The 17340-nt window shown below is 71.4% G+C and carries 13 protein-coding genes and 2 riboswitches; of the genes, 8 read left to right on the top strand and 5 right to left on the bottom strand.

What is annotated here, in order from left to right; translation table 11 throughout:
• Positions 1–16: 16 nt before the first annotated feature.
• The 5 genes from E6A21_RS13155 to E6A21_RS13135 form a co-directional block, all read right to left on the bottom strand.
• Positions 17–1714, bottom strand: a complete 1698-nt coding sequence (locus tag E6A21_RS13155) for an ABC transporter permease subunit (RefSeq protein WP_246036494.1) — start codon at positions 1712–1714, stop codon at positions 17–19.
• Positions 1715–1824: 110 nt separating this feature from the next.
• Positions 1825–3330 carry an ABC transporter substrate-binding protein gene (locus tag E6A21_RS13150; RefSeq protein WP_138444611.1) on the bottom strand — a complete coding sequence of 502 codons (1506 nt, stop codon included), beginning with the start codon at positions 3328–3330 and terminating at the stop codon, positions 1825–1827.
• 50 nt (positions 3331–3380) lie between these two features.
• Complete coding sequence (locus E6A21_RS13145) at positions 3381–5033, bottom strand: ABC transporter ATP-binding protein (RefSeq protein ID WP_171041392.1); 1653 nt, start codon at positions 5031–5033, stop codon at positions 3381–3383.
• Between the two features lie 105 nt (positions 5034–5138).
• Positions 5139–5858, bottom strand: a complete 720-nt coding sequence (locus E6A21_RS13140) for a hypothetical protein (RefSeq protein ID WP_138444609.1) — start codon at positions 5856–5858, stop codon at positions 5139–5141.
• A gap of 87 nt (positions 5859–5945) precedes the next feature.
• Positions 5946–6566, bottom strand: a complete 621-nt coding sequence (locus E6A21_RS13135) for an L-threonylcarbamoyladenylate synthase (protein WP_138444608.1) — start codon at positions 6564–6566, stop codon at positions 5946–5948.
• 77 nt (positions 6567–6643) lie between these two features.
• Between E6A21_RS13135 and E6A21_RS13130 the strand changes: the two genes are divergently transcribed.
• From E6A21_RS13130 to gcvT, 8 genes are all read left to right on the top strand, one after another.
• Positions 6644–6871 carry a hypothetical protein gene (locus E6A21_RS13130; RefSeq protein ID WP_138444607.1) on the top strand — a complete coding sequence of 76 codons (228 nt, stop codon included), beginning with the start codon at positions 6644–6646 and terminating at the stop codon, positions 6869–6871.
• 116 nt (positions 6872–6987) lie between these two features.
• The gene (locus tag E6A21_RS13125; RefSeq protein WP_138444606.1) at positions 6988–7854 is read left to right on the top strand and encodes a metal-dependent hydrolase; all 867 of its coding nucleotides are present in this window, start codon (positions 6988–6990) and stop codon (positions 7852–7854) included.
• 159 nt (positions 7855–8013) lie between these two features.
• Positions 8014–10581, top strand: coding sequence for a Tex family protein (locus E6A21_RS13120; protein WP_138444708.1), 2568 nt, complete (start codon positions 8014–8016; stop codon positions 10579–10581).
• A complete protein-coding gene (locus E6A21_RS13115) occupies positions 10578–11207 on the top strand; it encodes a GNAT family N-acetyltransferase (RefSeq protein ID WP_246036492.1) in 630 nt (209 codons plus the stop codon). The genes E6A21_RS13120 and E6A21_RS13115 overlap by 4 nt, the downstream gene beginning before the upstream one ends.
• 166 nt (positions 11208–11373) lie before the next feature.
• On the top strand, positions 11374–12123 hold the full coding sequence (locus tag E6A21_RS13110) for a hypothetical protein (RefSeq protein ID WP_138444605.1): 750 nt from the start codon (positions 11374–11376) through the stop codon (positions 12121–12123).
• Between the two features lie 147 nt (positions 12124–12270).
• Complete coding sequence (locus E6A21_RS13105; protein WP_138444604.1) at positions 12271–12876, top strand: dihydrofolate reductase family protein; 606 nt, start codon at positions 12271–12273, stop codon at positions 12874–12876.
• A 110-nt stretch (positions 12877–12986) separates the two neighbouring features.
• Positions 12987–13085, top strand: a riboswitch (glycine riboswitch).
• A 4-nt stretch (positions 13086–13089) separates the two neighbouring features.
• A riboswitch (glycine riboswitch) is annotated at positions 13090–13181 on the top strand.
• Positions 13182–13237: 56 nt separating this feature from the next.
• Positions 13238–16132 (top strand): aminomethyl-transferring glycine dehydrogenase, encoded by a 2895-nt coding sequence (gene gcvP, locus E6A21_RS13100; protein ID WP_138444603.1) that lies wholly within the window; start codon positions 13238–13240, stop codon positions 16130–16132.
• 10 nt (positions 16133–16142) lie between these two features.
• Positions 16143–17336, top strand: a complete 1194-nt coding sequence (gene gcvT / locus E6A21_RS13095; RefSeq protein WP_138444602.1) for a glycine cleavage system aminomethyltransferase GcvT — start codon at positions 16143–16145, stop codon at positions 17334–17336.
• The last annotated feature ends 4 nt before the right edge of the window (positions 17337–17340 follow it).

The following is a 17340-nucleotide window of genomic DNA, read 5'->3' as shown; positions in this document are numbered from 1 at the left end:
TATTCGTCGGAGCAGCTCACCCGGCCTCGGACCTCCGTCCGAGGTCTGCGGAGAGCCCTGACAGTGAGACAGCCGAGACGGCGAGCAGCACCAGCGCGCAGAGGGGCCCGAGGACCACGGACGGCGCGCGCTCGACGTAGGCCATGCCCTCTGCGAGGACCAGGCCCCAGTCGGGATGCGGCGGCTGCGGGCCCATCCCGAGGAAGCCGAGCGCTGCGAGCGCGAGCACCGTGCCCGGCAGGCGCAGCGCCGCGTGGCGGACGACAGGCCCGACGACTCCGGGCAGGACGTGGCCGAGCATCGTGCGTGCGCGGCCCGTGCCGAGCACAGGTGCGATCTGCACGTGCGCCTGAGCGCGTGCTTCGGTGGTGAGCGCCGCTGTGTGCGCCGCGAGCGGAGCCCAGCCGACGGCCGCAACGGCGATCGCCGCGCCGGTTGCCGACGCCCCGATGAGGGCGACGACGACGAGCCCGGCGATCACGGGCGGAACCGCCTTCGCGACCTCGATGGGTCCTAGGGCGGCGCGCCCGCACAGGCCGAGGGCGAGCCCGATGGCGAGGCAGACCGACGTTACGAGGGCGGCGGTTCCGATGGTCGTCAGAGCACCGTGTGCCACGCGGGCCAGCAGGTCGCGGCCGCTCGCGTCCGCCCCGAGCGGAATGACGACCGACGGCGGTGCGAGCCTTCCGTGCGCCGTCGAGTACGGGTCCCGCGGCAGTCCTGCGGCGACAAGGCCGGCGAGGGCGAGGAGGGACGCGGCGGGGACGAGCCACGTGCGGCGTGTGCCGGCGGGGACGGGCGCGGGCGCCGGGACGGCGGAGGCCCGAATCGCCGGCCCGAGCAGCACCCGTCTGAGGAGGCCCGCGGCGCCCCCGAGCGCCGTCGAGAGCAGCATGAGCAGCATGACGCCCGCCTGAATGGTCGGGACGTCCTGGGCCGACACCCCGCCCAGGGTCGCGCGGCCGATGCCCGGGATCGCGAAGACGCGTTCGACGGCGACGGCGCCGCCGACGAGTCCGACGAGAACGAGCGCGAGCTGCGGAAGGACCGACGGCAGGCTCCGGCGGAGCGCGTTGAGGGCGATTGCGCGACGCGAATAGCCCGAGACGATCCACGTCGCCACCCATTGCTCACTCAGGGCACTGGCCAGGGAATCGGAGACGAGCCTCCCGAGGAGGCCGCCGGCGGGGACGCCGAGGGCCAGCGCCGGCAGCACCGCCGACGACGGGCCAGACCACCCGTACGGCGGGAACCAGCGGAGCCAGACAGCGCCCGCCACCAGCAGGAGGGCCGAGAGCAGGAACTCGGGCAGGGACGTGAGCGCCGCGGCCAGGGCTCCGGACGTCCTGGCTGTTCGCCCGTCGAGGCCGCGGCGGAGGGCCGAAACGTTGAGTGCTGCAGCGACCACGAGGGCGACCGTGAGCGCGGCGGCCATGAGCCCGAGCGAGACGAGCATCGCCTGCACCATACCGGGCAGCACGGGCCTTCCGCTGACCCAGGAGACACCCCAATCGCCGGTCAGCGCCCGCCCGAGCCACCCCGCGAAGACTGCGAACGGGCCGGCGTCGAGGCCGAGCTCCTGCCGGATCGCGCCGAGCGCCTCGGGAGTCGCCTCCTGCTCGGCGGACCTTGCGCGCAGGATCGCGAGCGCGGGGTCGTGCGAGGAGAGCCACGGCAGGATGCCGAGCAGGAACACGACGAGCGCGACGGTCACGGATCGGGAGGCTGCGGCAACAGCCGAGTGTGCTCGCGGCCATGCGGCGCTCCGCCGGTGCGTGCGGCGTCGTCGTACGCCATCCCCGCGCCCGGGGATGCGGCCCATCCTCAGCGCTCCCCGCGCACTGCCGCGCTCTCGCCCGTGATGAGCGCGCGCTCCCTGGGATCGCGCGAGACACCGGACACGCCCGCCGCCTCGCCCTGGATCACCCGCTCGTGGAGCATCGGGAGCGCTGCGTCCCGCTTGAGGATCTCCGCCTCGGCAGCCATGATCGCTGCCCTCCGCTCCGGTCCCGGCTCCGCGGACGACGCCTTCGCGAGGGCTCGGTCGATCTCCGGATCGCACACGTGCGCAATGTTGAACGAGCCCTTGCACGAGAAGTCGCTGAACATGTACGCGACTGGGTCGCCCGAGTCGAGGACCGTGGCCCGGGAGAGGATGACGGCGTCGAACGCGCCCGCGAGCATGTCCTTCTCGAAGTGCGCGTACTCACGGACCACCTGCTCTACCACGAAGCCTGCCGCCTCGAGCTGCTGCTCCACGAGCACCGCGACCTCGGGCAGCTCCGCCCGGTCGGAGAAGGTCCCGAGCCGAATCCGTGCGCCCGCCGGGGAGCCCGATGCCGTGGCGGACTCGCCTCCGGCGCGAAGGGTCGCTGCCCACGGCAGTGCGGGTCCGAGAAGCCCCGCCGCGACGTCGGCCCGCCCCTCGTACACCGTCTTGACGATGCCATCGGGGTTCAGCGCCTTCCGCGCCGCCGCGCGGAGGCTGGAGTCCGCGAAGGGTCCCATCGCGTTGTTGAGGTAGAGCGTGTTCGTCCGCGGCATCGGGACCTCGTGAATGAGGCTGTCGTCCAGAAGGGGCGCCTGGGAGACCGGAATCGCCTCGACCACGTCGGCGGAACCTGTGCGGAGGGCCGCGCCGCGGGCCGTGCCGTCGGGCACGAACGAGACGTCGATGCCGGGCGCCGTCGAACGCTTTCCCCAGTAGCCGTCGAAGCGGTCTAGCGTCGCGGTGGACGTGCCGTTGACGGCGACGAGCCTGAACGGCCCCGACCCCGTGCCCACGGGGCTCACCGTGCCGTCGGAGCGATAGGCGCTCTCGGCGAGGATCGCGAGCTGGGGGCTCGAGAGGCGCTGGGGGAGGAGGGGATCGACCGCGGCCGTCGCGACGCGCACGGTGAGCTGGCCGGTTGCCGCGGCGGTGAGTTCGACGCCATCGAGGATCCGGGGCTTGGGTGCGGCCTTCGTCGCGCGGGTGAGCGTGTTCGCGACCGCGGCAGCGCTCAGCTTGGTCCCGTCGTGGAACTCGACGTCGTCGCGCAGCGTGAACTCCCAGGCGTTTTCGCCCACGCGCTTCCATCCTGTCGCGAGATGAGGGAGGGCCTCGCCGTTCTCGTCCAGCATCACGAGCGTCTCTGCCGTTCCCCAGCGCGAGAGCTTGAACGCGTCGTCGCTGAACGGCGTGAGCCCCGAGCGCGGGGGCTGCAGCATGGCGAGGCGGATCCGGCCGCCGTCGTCCTCCGCGCTCGGAGCGCTGGGCGAGCAGCCTGACATGGCGGCCGCGAGCGCGAGTGCGGCGCCCCCGGCGCGCAGGGCACGGGTGGTCTTCATGGTGTGTTGGTCCTTTCTCGGGTGCGGGAGTGAGGCTCAGACAGTGAGGCTCAGACAGGCAGCGGTGGGACTGCGGCGAGGAGCTCCCGCGTGCGGAAGTGGGCGGGACGGCTCAGGAGGTCGGGTGTCGGGCGATCCTCGACGATGCGGCCCGCGTCCAGGACAAGGGCGCGTTCGCACAGGCTCGCGACGACGGAGAGGTCGTGCGAGACGACGAGCAGGCCCATGCCGCGCTCGTCGGCGAGCCGTGCGAGGAGGCCGACGACGCGCTCGCGGTTCGGGAGGTCCAATCCGCTCACGGGTTCGTCGGCGAGGAGGAAGTCCGGGCGCGTCACGATGGCGCGGGCGATCGCGACACGCTGCGCCTGGCCCCCGGACAGCTCGTCGCGCCGCCTCGCAAGGTGATGCCGGCTGAGGCCCACGGATTCGAGGGCCTCGAGGACCGCCGCTTCGCGGTCGCCGTCGTGCCCGAGGCCCACGAGCGGTTCCGCGATCAGGTCCCGCACCTCCATGCGCGGATCGAGCGTGTTCGCGGGATCCTGCGGGACGTACTGCACGCGGCGCCGGTACCACCGGAGCTCCCGCGCGCCTGCGGGAAGGACCGCGCGCCCGTCGCAGCGCACGCTGCCGTGATCGCCGGGCTCGAGTCCGAGCATGATCCTCAGCAGGGTCGTCTTGCCGGAACCGGACACGCCGACGATGCCCACGCGTTCAGAGGGGGCGATGGCGAGATCTGTCGGGTGCAGGGCGGTTGCGGCGAGGGCCGACTGCTTGGCTGCCGGCGCGGGCCCCGGACGGGACCACCCGCGTGCTGCCCTGGACCTCGCCGGGAAGGCCTTGCTCAGCCGGTCGAGCTCGAAGAAGGGGCGGCCATCCCGAGCGGGGCCGGCGGTCTGCCTGGCCTCGGCGGCGTGCGGCGCGCGCGGGCCTCGCGCACCGTCGAGCGACGCCGCGCGTGCGGCGCCGACGAGGACCTGGGTGCACGGGTCCTGAGGTTTCCCGAAGATTTCGCGGAGCGGCCCGCGTTCGACGACGCGTCCCGAGTCGAGGACGACCGCATCGCGGCACACGGCGGCAGCGACGGCGAAGTCGTGCGTGATGAACAGGACGGAGGTGCCCGCCCCAGCGGCGGTTTCGGCCCCGAGCACGTCGAGGACCTGGGCCTGCGTCACGACGTCGAGCGCCGTCGTCGGTTCGTCCGCGACGAGGAGGCGGGCCTCGCACGCGAGGGCCAGCGCAAGGCAGGCCCGCTGCCGCTGCCCGCCAGAGAGCTCCTGGGGGAACGCGTCCAGGAGCTCGGCGGGGAGGCCCACGCGCTCGCCGAGCCGGGCCGCAGCGCGGAAGGCCTCGGCGCGCGGGAGCGCCCGGCGCCTGCGCAGCGGGTGCGCGAGCTGCTCCCGCACGCGGACAAGCGGGTTGAGTGCGACGGCCGAGTCCTGGAAGACCATAGCGGGTCGTGCGCCCGGCGGCCGTTTCGAGGTCGGCACGCCGAGAACCTCCGTCCCGTGGACCCGCACGCTCCCGGTTGCCACGGCGCCGGCAGGGAGCTGGCCGACGACGGCTCGAGCGATGAGCGTCTTCCCCGATCCGGACGCTCCGAGGAGGCACGCGCGGCCCCCGTCTCGGATGGCAAATGAGACGCCGTCGACGAGGACGGTTCCCCGCAAGGAGATCCGAAGGTCCTCCACTTCAAGAGCTGACATTGAACACCGCCTTCTATTGCTAATGAGAAACATTAGCAATAGAAGACGAAGGCTCAGTGCCGGGGAAGATCCTTCCTAGGGGTCCGGCTCTACATGCAGGGGCCGCTAGCGGCCGTCCCGGCCGAGCCGCTTGAGGTACGTCTCGACGTCGTAGGGGCTGCCCGGGTCCTCGGCCCCGCCGCCGGGCTCGGGTGAGCCAGCAACCGGGCCGCCGGTGCCGCCGTCGTACGCCTCCGGCACCGCAGGCCTTTCGAGGCGCGCATGGCGGTAGCGGCGGTTCTCGAACGCCTGCCGGCGCTGCCGCCGAACCGCGGAGAGCCCAAAACCCATCAGAATGAGCACGACCACGGGCATCCCATCCGCTCGCCCCAGGGACAGGATCACGATGAAGAGCAGCGCGACGGCGAGCCACTTCCCGAAGATCGCGAGCACGTTCATGACCCAGCTGTCCCGGCCGCTCCGCCACAGCGGGCGGGGATCGACGTTGATCGCCGCGAGGATACGCTCGGCCTGACCCACCGTGAGGCCACGCAGGCTCGGCCGGACACCCGTCTCCTGGCGGACAGCCGAACGGACATAGTCGATCTGGTACGGGAGAGCGGGCGGCGTTCCATCCGGGGCGAGGAGCTCACGCCATCGCTCGGTGGCCTCAGGAGACGGGGCGTCGAGCGGGTTGCGGCGGCTGGGGGTCGGTTGCAGCGGCGGAACCGCCTGCTGCTGCGGAACTGGTTGTTGAGGCGGCGGAACCGGCCGCGGACGAGCCTGCTGCCGCGGCTGCTGGAAGTGCCGGGAGCTCTTGGGACTGCGGTAGTGGAACCGTGCCACGGAGGCCCTCCTCTCGCCCTTCCATTCTAGGCTTGCGGGCGCTGCTTCACGGCCTGCGACGTGCTCCAGGCCTCCGATCCTGAGGAGTCACTCGAAGCGCGAAGTGTCGCCCGCTCCCTCGCGTGCCACTTCTGCATACCCGTTCGAGAAGTCGATCACCGTGGTCGGCTCGGTGCCGCAGTCCCCCGCGTCGACGACGGCGTCGAGGACGTTGTCGAGGCGGTCCTTGATGTCCCAGCCGTCGATGAGCGGGTCCTCGTCGCCGGGCAGGAGAAGGGTGGACGAGAGGATGGGCTCGCCGAGCTCCGCGACGAGCGCTCGGACGACGTTGTTGTCGGGGATGCGGACGCCGACCGTCTTCTTCTTCGGGTGCAGCATGCGTCGTGGAACCTCCCGCGTCGCGGGGAGGATGAATGTGTACGGGCCGGGAGTGACGGCCTTGATGGCGCGGAACACGTCGTTGTCGATGCTCACGAGCTGTCCTAGTTGGGCGAAGTCGCGGCAGACGAGGGTGAAGTGGTGCTTGTCGTCGAGGCGACGGATCTGCCGGATGCGGTCGAGTGCGGCCCGGTTGCCCATCTGGGCACCCAGCGCGTAGCAGGAGTCGGTGGGATAGGCGATGAGCCCTCCCTCCTGCAGGATCCTCACGATCTGGCCGATCAGGCGGGGCTGGGGGTCCACCGGGTGGACGTCGAAGTAGCGCGCCATCCTCCGAGCCTACGCGGATTCCCGGCGCGCCGGGGCAGGGTCCTTATTTTGTCGGAGGGGAAACCTAGCCTCGAAGTATGAGCGCACTTGCTGTTGAAGAACTCGAACTCCACCGACTGCCCGACCGCTCCGCAGCTCCTTCCGAGGATGCCTGCATGGACTGCAGGGCGGCGCTTGCCGAATCCTACGAGGTCCGCTGCGCCGACTGCGCCGACCTCGCCGCCCATGCAGAATGCCATGATTGCGGCGCCGTGCTCCGGGACGCAGACGTCGACGCCGGGGTCTGCACCGACTGCCTCGCCTGACCCCACCGATGCGCCTCCCGAAGGTGCCTCTCGGTGAGGGCAGAGCAGCCTGAGGAGGGTACGGTGGGACGGCGCACTCAGCGTGTGTCCGCAGGTCAGAGGAGGATCCGGCACGGATGATGGGCCCTCACCACGCTGCGTGCGGCGCCGCGGCCTGGGTCGCTGTGACGACCCGGGTCCACCTTGACCTTTCACCGCTGTCGGCGGTCCTCGGTTGGGGTCCGGCCCGCTTCGATCTCGGCCTTCCCCTCCTGCACGCTTCGCCCCTCGGCGTCGTCGCCGGTGCTCTCGTGACGGCCGGCGCAGCGCTGCTCCCGGACGCCGACCATCGGAGCGCAACAATCGCGCATTCGCTCCCGCCGGTCTCGCGGCTGGTCTGCGAGGGGATCGGAGCCGTCGCAGGGGGCCACCGCAACGGAACCCACTCCCTTCTCGGGATCGCGGCCTTCACTGCGATCGCCTGGGCCGCCGGCCGGTGGACCGCGGGGATAGCGGGGATAGCGGGGATCGGGACACTCCATGTCGGGGCCGGTCTCGTCTCGCTCCTGCTCGTTGCTTTCGCTGCGAAGGTCCTGGGCGTCTTCCCCGAAGGTGTACGGCGGATTCCGTGGCTCGTCGCGGTACCCCTCGCGGGATTCATCACGGTCTTCGCACCCCACGAGCAGGACTGGTTCCCGCTCGCCGTCGCCCTCGGGTGCGCCGTCCACATCGCAGGGGACATGCTCACGACGGGCGGGTGCAACCTCCTGTGGCCGATCGCGTTTCGCCGGCCCCGCCGCCTCTCCCGCATCCCGCTGCTTTCCTGGATGTGGCGACCAGGAGGCCACGTCTCGTTCCCTGTTCTCGGCGACGCCGGTTCCTGGAGGGAGCGGCTCATGCTCGTGCCCGTGAGCGGCTACGCGCTGACAGGGGTGGGCAGCGCCATCTGGGCGCTGGGCCGGGCGGGCGTCGCGACGGTCGCCGCCACGTGGGGAGCGCGCTGAGGCCTGATGATGCCGGCGTGCGGAATGTCGGACGCGTAGGGCAGAGTAGTCTTCGTGACCCAGCCTGTTGTTCCCGCTCCTTCACGCCCGAAATCCGTGCCTTCAGTCCCCGACCAGAAGGCCTCAGCCCAGGAAGCACGCCGGAGTGCACCCCGAGCGATGGTCGCTGACGAGACCGCCGAGAAGATCAACGGCACCATCGCGGACGAGCTCGGCGTGAAGGCCTGGCAGGTCGCCGCTGCCGTGGGCCTGCTCGATGGGGGATCCACGGTGCCGTTCATCGCCCGGTACCGCAAGGAGGTCACTGGGACGCTCGACGATGCGCAGCTCCGCGACCTCGAAGAGAGGCTCCGCTACCTCCGCGAGCTCGAAGACCGACGGGCGGCAGTGCTCGCCGCGGTCCAGGAGCAGGGCGCCCTTACCGACCAGCTGCGGGACGCCGTCGCGAAGGCGGCAACGAAAGCCGAGCTCGAGGACCTCTACCTCCCCTACAAGTCGAAGCGCCGCACGAAAGCGCAGATCGCGCGTGAGGCGGGCCTCGAACCCCTTGCTGACATGCTGGTTGCGGACCCGGCGAGGATTCCGGACGAGCTTGCGTCCGCTTTTGTGAGCGACGAGAAGGGCGTGCCGGGCCCGGCCGAGGCGCTCGCGGGGGCGAGGGCAATCCTCACCGAGCGAGTGGGCCAGGACACCGAGCTCGTCCACGAGCTGCGGGAACGGCTCTGGGCACGAGGACGGGTCCGTGCACAGGCCGCGGACGGCGCGACCCCCGAGCTCGCCGGGAAGTACGCGGACTACGCGGACTACGTCCAGCCACTCGAGAACCTCCCCGGGCACCGCGTGCTCGCGCTCCTCCGCGGCGAACGCGAGGGGGCCCTCACCGTCGCCGTGGCAGAGGCCGATCCACGCGACGAGGCGGGGCTCGACGAAGCCCGGGCTGGGTACGAGAACGCCGTCTCGCGCTCGCTGGGGATCCGCGGAGGAGCCGACACCCCGGGCGGGAAGTGGCTTGCGCAGACAGTGCGGATCGCGTGGCGTGGCCGTCTCCAGCCTCGCCTCGAATCGGACCTCCGCTCGCGGCTCTTCGAAGCCGCCGAAGAGGAGGCTGTCAAGGTATTCGCCGCGAATCTCCGCGACGTCCTGCTCGCCGCGCCCGCTGGGAACCGGGCTGTGCTCGGCCTCGACCCGGGACTCCGGACGGGAGTCAAGGTGGCAGTCGTCGACCGGACCGGGAAGGTCGTGGACACTGCGACGATCTACCCGCACGCGCCGGCGAAGAAGTGGAAGGAATCCCTCGCGACGCTCGAAGCCCTCGCGCTCAAGCACAGGATCGAGCTCGTGGCCGTCGGCAACGGGACAGCGAGCCGCGAGACTGACCGGCTCGCGGGCGAGCTTCTGGCCAGGCTCGCGCAGCACGCGGATCCGGCACCAGCCCAGACGGACGACGACCAGAACCAGGGTGGCCAGACGGACGGCCCTGCCCTCAAGCCCGCGAAAGTCATCGTGTCCGAGGCCGGCGCATCGGTCTATTCGGCGTCGCCCCTTGCCTCGGCGGAGCTCCCGGACCTCGACGTCTCACTCCGCGGCGCAGTCTCGATCGCCCGGAGGCTCCAGGACCCGCTCGCGGAACTCGTGAAGATCGAGCCGAAGTCGATCGGGGTCGGGCAGTACCAGCATGACCTCGCACCGGCGAAGCTCGAGCGCTCCCTGGCCGCGGTGGTCGAGGACTGTGTCAACGCGGTGGGCGTGGACGTCAACACGGCTTCGCCGTCCCTGCTGGCCCGCGTTGCCGGCGTCGGACCGCTGCTCAGCCGCAGCATCGTCGAGTATCGCGACGCGAACGGGCCCTTCGCGAGCCGCGCCGAGCTCACGAAGGTCCCGCGGCTCGGTGCCAAGGCGTTCGAGCAGTGCGCAGGCTTCCTTCGCGTCACGGGCGGTTCCGAGCCCCTCGACGCCTCCGCGGTCCACCCCGAGGCCTACGGCCTCGCGCACCGCATTCTCGCTGCAGTCGGCGCGAAGGCGGGGTCCGGAAGCAGTGCGACGCCGGGGGCGGCGACGGCGGGGGCGGTTGCGACCCTCGATCCCGCGCAGTTCGCCGACGAGCGCTTCGGCCTCCCCACGGTCAAGGACGTCATGGCAGAACTCGTGCGGCCGGGTCGGGACCCGCGGCCGGAGTTCGTGACCGCGGTGCTCAAGGAGGGCGTGGAGACCATCGCGGACCTCAAGCCGGGGATGGTGCTCGAGGGAACAGTGTCCAACGTCGCGGCCTTCGGTGCCTTCGTCGATATCGGGGTCCACCAGGACGCGCTCGTCCACGTTTCGGCCATGAGCTCGAAGTTCGTCTCAGATCCCCGGGAGGTCGTGAAATCGGGGCAGGTCGTGCGCGTGAAGGTGCTCGACGTCGATGTGCCGCGCAAGCGCATCTCGCTCTCGCTGCGGCTCGACGACGAAGTGTCCCGCCCGGGCGAGGGCCGGCGCGCAGGCGAGGACAGGAACCACGAGGAGAGGAACCGCGACGACAGGACGCCGCGGGACCGGAACCCGGGCCAGGCTCGGCAGGGTGAGCAGCGGCGCGCGGGGGAGGACCGGCGTCGTCCGCAGAAGGGCGACGGGGCACCGGCGGGCGACCGCTCGCGCGGCGGCGACCGCGGGCGCGGACGCGGGCCTCAGGGCGCGCCCGACACCGCACTCGCCGAGGCACTGAGGCGCGCAGGCCTGACGAAGTGAGCGGCTCGGTGGCCGAAGACCTCACCATCAGGGGCGAACGCGTGACCCTCCGCGACTGGTCGCGGGCGGACATCGAGGCATACCGCCGGTGGATCGTGCCCCCCGAGGGCGGCGGCGTGCACGATTGGCAGCTCTACGACGGACCGTTCTACGGGCGGTGGACCGCGGACGGCGCGAACCGCTGGTGCGATGGGCTGCTCCTCAAGGCGCACGACGGCGCGTGGCCGCACGTGCGCGAGAACCTCGCGGTCGTGGACGCGGCAACGGACGAGTTCGTGGGACAGGTGTCGTGGTACTGGGAGGAGAAGCCGGGCGACCCGTCGCCGGACGGGACGAGGCTCCTCCCGTGGCGCCGGCTCGGTCTTGTGATCTTCGACCCGCTGCACTGGTCGGGCGGCTACGGCACGGAAGCCCTTGAGCTCTGGACCTCGTACCTGTTCCGGGCCACGGACAGCGAGCGGCTGGATTTCGCCACCTGGAGCGGAAACACGGGGATGTGCAGGGTGGGGGAGAAGCTCGGCTTCACTGAGGAGGCCCGCTTCCGCCGGGCCCGCATGGTGCGCGGCGAGTTGCATGACGCAGTGGTCTACGGGGTGCTCCGAGGGGAGTGGGCGGCCCGGGACTAGGTCGTTCGATTGGCCAGACAGGGCTGGCTCTGGAAGCATTGCAACGGTGTCGTTTCCTAACCGTCCCCGTAAGGACGCCGCCGAAACGCCTGTTTGGCTGAGGCGGCCTCGCCGACGAGCGAGCCCTTGGAGCCGCCCGCCCCTCTGGTTCGCGGGGGCTGTTGCAGTGGCCGGCGTCCTGTTCGCCCTCGCAACTGTCCCCGTTGCCGTCATGCTGGCCTGTGGCCTTGTCCTGGTTGTCGCCTCCTTCTGGCGATTGAGCTCCCGCCGCGCCGGCGGCTCCGGTGTCGTGCCCATGGCCTTCCTCTGGACCACCCTTGGGGCCTTGGTCCTCTCGGCCGGCGCTGTTGCTGTGCGGGGCGTGCTCCCCCAAGGGAGCGCGCCGACCGCGGCGCCCCCCGCGCCGACGGTCCAGCTCGGCTCCAACCCTGCCAGGTTCTCGAGCCCGCTCTCCGCCGGGCAGTCGCCGTCGGGCGCCGTCTCGGCGCCGGCGTCGATCGTCGGCAGCGTCTCGCCGTCGTCCCTGCCCAGCCTTTCTCAGGCGGGCCTCACGCCGCCGCCGGCGCTCGCGGCGCCAAGGCCTCCCCTCGCCCCGTCCTCTGCCCCGCTGTCGGGTACAGGGGCTCCCGGCTCGGGGACTTCCGGCACGGGTGGCGCCGCCCCGGCGGCGGGCGGCTCGTCGGCCGGAGGGGCTCCGGCCAGCAACGGCGGGGCTGCGCAGCCCCAGACCCCCGCCGCGGCGGCGTCGCCCTCGGCGGCGCCGACGGCTGCTCCCTCGCGGAGTGCTGCACCCGCGACGACGTCGGGCGGCACCCCTTCGCGGAGTGCAGCATCGCCGTCGCCCACGCCCTCCCCGTCGAAGGGCTGCGGGACGAACGTCCTCGGCATCGACGTCGCGCCGCAGAGCTGCAACTGAACCCCACGAGGCTGAAGGCCACCTCCCTCCGGGGGTGGCCTTCAGCGTTCCCTGCTGCTCCATCGCTTCTCAGTCCCGCGCGTGCTACGCTCCCCCCGAATTCCCCAGACGACCGTGTGCACGTCGCGATCAATCAGGAGGCTCGCGGTGCCGGACACCACCTGCCATATGTCGATCTCGCTGGACGGCTTCGTGGCCGGACCGGACCAGAGCCGGGAGAACCCCCTCGGCAAGCGGGGGCACGAGCTGCACGGCTGGCACATGGGCGACGCGCGGGCCAACGACGCCGACAGGGTCGCGAACGGGTGGCTCATGCGACCGCGTGGCGCGTATGTGATGGGCCGGAACATGTTCGGGCCGATCCGCGGTGACTGGGACGAGGAATGGCTCGGCTGGTGGGGACCCGAACCGCCGTACCATGCGCCGGTCTTCGTGCTGACCCATCACGCCCATGACCCGATCCAGATGGACGGCGGGACGACGTTCCACTTCGTCACCGAGGGCTTCGACGCGGCCTACTCTGCAGCGCGCCAGGCCGCAGGGGACAGAGGCGTGGACATCGCCGGCGGGGCCTCGACCGTCAGGCAGGCCCTGGACGCCGGCGTCATCGACGAGCTCACCCTCGACGTCGCACCGGTCCTGCTCGGTTCTGGCGAGCGCATCTTCGAGGGGGCTGAATCCTTCGGCTTCGAACCCGTCGAGGCGCTTCACTCGCCGCTGGCCACCCACATCCGCTATCGCCGCCTCGGCTGACCCGTAGGCGAGGTCCGCTCCACGGAGACTTCGTTTGCTCAGCGGGAAGAGGCATAGCAGAATTGGGCTGTGCGGCAGGCTTTCCGCATACCCACAACTGAACATGCCTCTGATCTGCGGCGGGAGAGTCCTGCAAGCATGAGCAAGCAGGCGCCGTAGGAGCAACACCTCCCCAGGAATCTCTCAGGCACCTGTACCGCCGCGGCAAGGCGCCTCTGGAAAGAAGTCCCGGTTTCGGCCGCGGGCTCACCGACGGTGCAAGCCGGCCCGCAGGGCCGGCGGAATCTCTCAGGTCCGATACAGAGCGGGGAGGAACGCGATCGATGCCGTGCGTGCGCGGCCCGAGTATTGGAGTTCCCCCGTGACGGATCACGCAGTTCCCGCAGCCTTCGTCGACCGGCACATCGGTGCGCGGCGCGACGAGGACATCAAGCACATGCTGAATGCGGTCGGCCATGACAGCGCAGATGCGCTGGCCGACGCCGCAGTCCCCGAGAGCATCAGGCAGGGGAGCCCGCTCGTGCTGGCCCCGGCGCTGGGCGAAGCCGAGGTGCTCGCGGCGCTCCGCCGACTCGCAGGCAAGAACAGGCCCCGCGTTCAGATGATCGGGCAGGGCTACTACGACACGGTAACCCCGGCGGTGATCCGCCGGAACATCGTGGAGAACCCGGCCTGGTACACGGCGTACACCCCGTACCAGCCCGAGATCTCCCAGGGCCGGCTCGAGGCGCTGCTGAACTTCCAGACCGCGGTCGAGGACCTCACGGGCCTGGCCATCGCGAACGCCTCCCTGCTGGACGAGGCGACGGCGGTGATGGAGGCGGTGCTGCTCATGCGGCGCGCGAACAGGGACAAGGCCGCTTCCCAGGGCAGGACGGTGCTGGACGCGGACCTGTTCCCGCAGTCGATCGCGATCGTCACCGGCCGTGCGCGGGCGCTGGGCTTCGAGGTTGAGGTCGCGGACCTGAGCGAGGGCCTGCCGGAGGGGCCTATCAACGGTCTCGTCATCCAGCAGCCCGGCGCGTCCGGCAGGGTCGCGGACGCCACCGAGCTGATCAAGGAAGCCAAGGGCCGCGGGGCGATGGTGACGGTCGCGGCGGACCTCCTGGCGCTCACCCTCATCAAGTCTCCGGGCGAGCAGGGGGCGGACATCGCGGTCGGCAGCGCCCAGCGCTTCGGGGTCCCGCTGTTCTACGGGGGTCCGCACGCGGCGTTCATGGCCGTCCACCAGGGCTTCGAGCGCCAGCTCCCGGGTCGCCTGGTGGGGGTCTCGAAGGACGACGCCGGCCGGCCCGCGTACCGGCTCGCGCTGCAGACCCGTGAGCAGCACATCCGCCGGGAGAAGGCGACGTCGAACATCTGCACGGCCCAGGCGCTGCTGGCGATCGTGGCCTCGATGTACGCGGTCTACCACGGTCCCGAGGGCCTGAAGGCGATCGCGCAGCGCACCCACTCCCACGCCCGCACCCTCGCCGCCGCGCTCGAGTCCGCCGGAGTGGAGGTGGCTCACCGGAGCTTCTTCGACACCGTCACCGCCCGCGTTCCCGGCCGCGCCGCAGCCCTCGTGGCCGCGGCGGAGGCCAAGGGGATCAACCTGCGCCTCGTCGACGCGGACACGGTCGGGATCTCGTGCGACGAGACGACGACGGCCGACACTGTTGCCACCGTGGCCGGGGTGTTCGGCGCCGGCCCCGCGGGCGACGGCCAGGACGCGCCCACCGGCGGGGCATCGCCCGCCTTCGGCCTCGAGCCCGCCGTGCACCGGACGAGCCTGTACCTGAAGCACCCGGTGTTCTCCGCCTACCGGTCCGAGACGCAGATGATGCGCTACCTGCGCCGCCTCTCAGATCGTGACCTGGCGCTGGACCGGACCATGATCCCCCTGGGCTCGTGCACGATGAAGCTCAACGCGGCGGTCGAGATGGAGGCCATCACGTGGCCCGAGTTCGCCGGCATCCATCCCTTCGCCCCGGATTCGCAGACGGAGGGCTGGCGCGAGCTCATCGCCGACCTCGAGAAGGATCTGGCCTCCATCACCGGCTACGACCAGGTCTCGATCCAGCCCAACGCCGGCTCGCAGGGCGAGCTCGCGGGCCTGCTCGCGATCCGCGGCTACCACCACTCCCGGGGCGAGGCGCAGCGCGACGTGTGCCTCATCCCGGCCTCCGCGCACGGGACCAACGCGGCCTCGGCAGTCCTGGCCGGGATGAAGGTCGTCGTCGTTGCGACGGCCTCGGACGGCACGATCGACCACGGGGACCTCGCGGCCAAGATCGAGGCCAACGATGGCCGGGTCGCGGCCATCATGATCACCTACCCCTCCACGCATGGGGTGTACGACGCCGACGTCCGCGAGGTCTGCGACGCGGTCCACGCCGCGGGCGGCCAGGTCTACATCGACGGGGCGAACATGAACGCCCTGGTCGGCCTCGCCCAGCCCGGGAAGTTCGGCGGGGACGTCTCCCACCTGAACCTGCACAAGACGTTCTGCATCCCGCACGGGGGCGGCGGCCCGGGTGTGGGCCCGGTCGCGGCCCGGGCCCACCTCGCCCCGTTCATGCCGGGCGACGCCGCGACCTGGACCGGCCGGACCGAGGACGGCCAGGACCAGCACGACCTGCCGGTCTCGGCGTCCCGGTTCGGCTCTGCCGGGGTCCTGCCCATCTCCTGGGCGTACGTGAAGCTCATGGGCGCAGACGGCCTCACCGAGGCCACGAAGTCGGCCCTGCTCGCGGCGAACTACGTCGCGAAGCGCCTCGACCCCTACTTCCCGGTCCTCTACACGGGCGAGGGCGGCCTCGTGGCGCACGAGTGCATCCTGGACCTGCGCGAACTGACCGCGAAGACGGGGGTGACCGCCGAGGACGTCGCGAAGCGGCTCATCGACTTCGGCTTCCACGCCCCGACCCTCGCGTTCCCGGTCGCGGGCACCCTCATGGTCGAGCCGACCGAGTCCGAGGACCTCGGGGAGATCGAGCGGTTCATCGAGGCCGTGATCGCGATCACGGCCGAGATCGACCAGGTCGCCCACGGCGACTTCGCGCTGGCGGACTCCCCGCTGCGGCGCGCACCCCACACGGCGGCCGCCGTCGTCGCCAGCGACTGGGACCGTCCCTACACCCGTGAGCAGGCCGCCTTCCCCGGCCGGACCCCTAGCCAGGACAAGTACTTCGCCCCCGTGGGCCGCATCGACGGCGCGGCCGGCGACCGCAACCTCGTGTGCGCGTGCCCGCCCCTCGAAGCCTTCGAAAACTAAGGACCGGACTATGACTGCAGGAACCCAGGCAACGACTCCGGCCACAGCTGGGGCCACCGAGAAGCGGACCGCGCTCTACGGGCGGCACGAAGCGCTCGGTGCAAGCTTCACCGACTTCGGCGGCTGGCAGATGCCGCTCAAGTACGGCTCGGAGCTCGCCGAGCACCGCGCGGTCCGGGAGGCCGCCGGACTCTTCGACCTCTCGCACATGGGCGAGGTCTGGGCCACGGGCCCCGCCGCGGGCGCGTTCCTCGACTACGCGCTCGTCGGAAAGCTCTCCGCGATCGCGGTCGGAAAGGCCAAGTACTCGCTCATCTGCGCCGAGGACGGCGGCATCATCGACGACCTCATCGTCTACCGCGTGGCCCCCGAGCAGTACCTCGTCGTCCCCAACGCCGGCAACGCCGACACGGTGGCCGCCGAGCTCGAGGCGCGCCGCGAAGCCTTCGGTTCGGACGGCGGCGGGGTGAGCCTGCGCGACGCTTCAGCGGAGACCTCCCTCATCGCCGTCCAAGGCCCGAACGCGCAGGAGATCGTCCTTTCCCTCGTCGCCGCGGATCAGGCCGACGCCGTCACGGGCCTCAAGTACTACGCCTCCCTGGGGCTCGAGCTCGAGCTCAGGGACGGCGGCGTCCCGGTTCTCCTGGCCCGCACGGGCTACACCGGCGAGGACGGCTTCGAGCTCTTCGTCGCCAATGAGCACGCAGCCGGGCTGTGGGACGCCATCCGCGCGGCGGGCGAGGGCCGGGACCTCATCCCGTGCGGCCTCGCGGCCCGCGACTCGCTCCGCCTGGAGGCCGGGATGCCGCTGTACGGCAACGAGCTCTCCCGGGACGTCACGCCCTTCGAGGCGGGCCTCGGCGGCGTCGTCGCCCTCAAGTCCAAGGACGGCGACTTCGTCGGACGGGCAGCGCTGCAGGCCAAGAAGGACGACGGCGCGGGCACCACGGGCGGCAGGCGGCTCGTGGGCCTCCGCGGCCTCGGGCGACGCGCGGCCCGCTCGCATTACACCGTCCTCAAGGACGGCAGGCAGGTCGGCGAGGTCACCTCGGGCCAGCCGAGCCCGACCCTCGGCTACCCTGTCGCCCTCGCCTACGTCGACGTCGAACTCGCCGAACCCGGCACCCAGCTCGAGGTCGACCTCCGCGGCAAGGCCGAGCCCTTCGAGGTAGTAGCACTTCCGTTCTACAAGCGTGAGAGGTAATCCC

The sequence above is a fragment of the Sinomonas susongensis genome (genome assembly GCF_005877005.1).
In the GTDB taxonomy this organism is placed as follows: Bacteria; Actinomycetota; Actinomycetes; order Actinomycetales; family Micrococcaceae; genus Sinomonas; species Sinomonas susongensis.
The sequence above is the reverse complement of the archived record's forward strand: the minus strand, read 5'-3'. Positions and strand labels throughout refer to the sequence as shown.

Coding starts and splice junctions, on each gene's coding strand:
- gcvT (WP_138444602.1), top strand. CDS start 16,143: ATGACTGCAGGAACCCAGGCAACGACTCCGGCCACAGCTGGGGCCACC.
- E6A21_RS13150 (WP_138444611.1), bottom strand. CDS start 3,330: ATGAAGACCACCCGTGCCCTGCGCGCCGGGGGCGCCGCACTCGCGCTC.
- E6A21_RS13135 (WP_138444608.1), bottom strand. CDS start 6,566: ATGGCGCGCTACTTCGACGTCCACCCGGTGGACCCCCAGCCCCGCCTG.
- E6A21_RS13125 (WP_138444606.1), top strand. CDS start 6,988: ATGATGGGCCCTCACCACGCTGCGTGCGGCGCCGCGGCCTGGGTCGCT.
- E6A21_RS13120 (WP_138444708.1), top strand. CDS start 8,014: ATGGTCGCTGACGAGACCGCCGAGAAGATCAACGGCACCATCGCGGAC.
- E6A21_RS13130 (WP_138444607.1), top strand. CDS start 6,644: ATGAGCGCACTTGCTGTTGAAGAACTCGAACTCCACCGACTGCCCGAC.
- E6A21_RS13145 (WP_171041392.1), bottom strand. CDS start 5,033: ATGTCAGCTCTTGAAGTGGAGGACCTTCGGATCTCCTTGCGGGGAACC.